The following is a 1,089-nucleotide window of genomic DNA, read 5'->3' as shown; positions in this document are numbered from 1 at the left end:
ACAGACGTTGGAGAGCGGGCGCCGGGTTTCCTGGGAGGTGGCTTCGACTGTCAATTCGGTGCGGTCCATCCCGACCTTTTCGGTTGGGACCTATGGTTTTACGACGGGCCCGTTTTCCGGATTATGCAGCTTATCTTTCCGACAACCTCCGGTGTTTGGCCATGGGATGCCGAAGCCGGCGAGTGGTTTTGCGAGCGGCAACCATTGCTCGACCAACCACCATTGCCGACTTAGCTTGGGACCTACTACCCAAAACCGTACTGCCTTTGAACTGGATAGAAAGCACTCCCATGAAAGCTGTCGTCTTCGAAAAATTCGGCGAAGCGCCAACAATCCAGACCGTGCCTGACCCCAAGCCGGCGGGGGATGGCGTCGTCATCAAGGTCGAGGCGACCGGTCTTTGCCGCAGCGACTGGCATGGCTGGATGGGTCATGACGACGGCATCACGCTGCCGCATGTCCCCGGCCATGAACTGGCGGGCGTCGTCGTCGCCGCCGGCAAGCAGGTGAGCCGCTGGAAGGCCGGCGACCGCGTCACCGTGCCTTTCGCCGTCGGCTGCGGCCGCTGCTTCGAATGCAACTCCGGCAACCATCAGGTCTGCGAGCACCAGACCCAACCTGGCTTCACGGGGTGGGGCTCGTTCGCCGAATATGTCGGCATCGAGCATGCCGACACCAATCTCGTACGCCTGCCGGACGAGATGGAGTTCGCCACTGCCGCCAGCCTCGGCTGCCGCTTCGTCACCTCCTTCCGCGCCATCGTCGATCAGGGCCGGGTGACGCCCGGCGAGTGGGTGGCGGTGCATGGCTGCGGCGGTGTCGGTCTCTCGGCGATCATGATCGCCAGCGCCATGGGCGCCAATGTCATCGCCATCGACCTCACCGACGAGAAGCTGGAGTTTGCGAAAAGGATCGGGGCGGTCGCGACCATCAACGCTTCGACCACGCCCAATGTCGTCAAGGCCGTCAAGCAGATCACCAACGGCGGCGCGCATATGTCGATGGACGCGCTCGGCCATCCAACCACGTGCTTCAACTCGATCGCCAATCTGCGCCGGCGCGGTCGCCATGTTCAGGTCGGGCTGATGC

At 63.0% G+C, this 1,089-nt stretch carries 2 protein-coding genes; both read left to right on the top strand.

Going from position 1 to position 1,089, the window contains the following annotated elements; translation table 11 throughout:
• Positions 1–234 (top strand): DUF4262 domain-containing protein (locus tag EOA60_RS34300; protein ID WP_128312691.1); only part of this gene is annotated, 234 nt, incomplete at its 5' end.
• A 56-nt stretch (positions 235–290) separates the two neighbouring features.
• Positions 291–1,089: zinc-dependent alcohol dehydrogenase family protein (locus EOA60_RS34295; RefSeq protein ID WP_128312690.1), on the top strand; the 799-nt coding region annotated here is incomplete at its 3' end.

It is taken from the genome of Mesorhizobium sp. M1A.F.Ca.IN.020.06.1.1 (assembly GCF_004023265.1).
In the GTDB taxonomy this organism is placed as follows: Bacteria; Pseudomonadota; Alphaproteobacteria; order Rhizobiales; family Rhizobiaceae; genus Mesorhizobium.
This window is presented reverse-complemented; position numbering and strand designations above follow the sequence as displayed.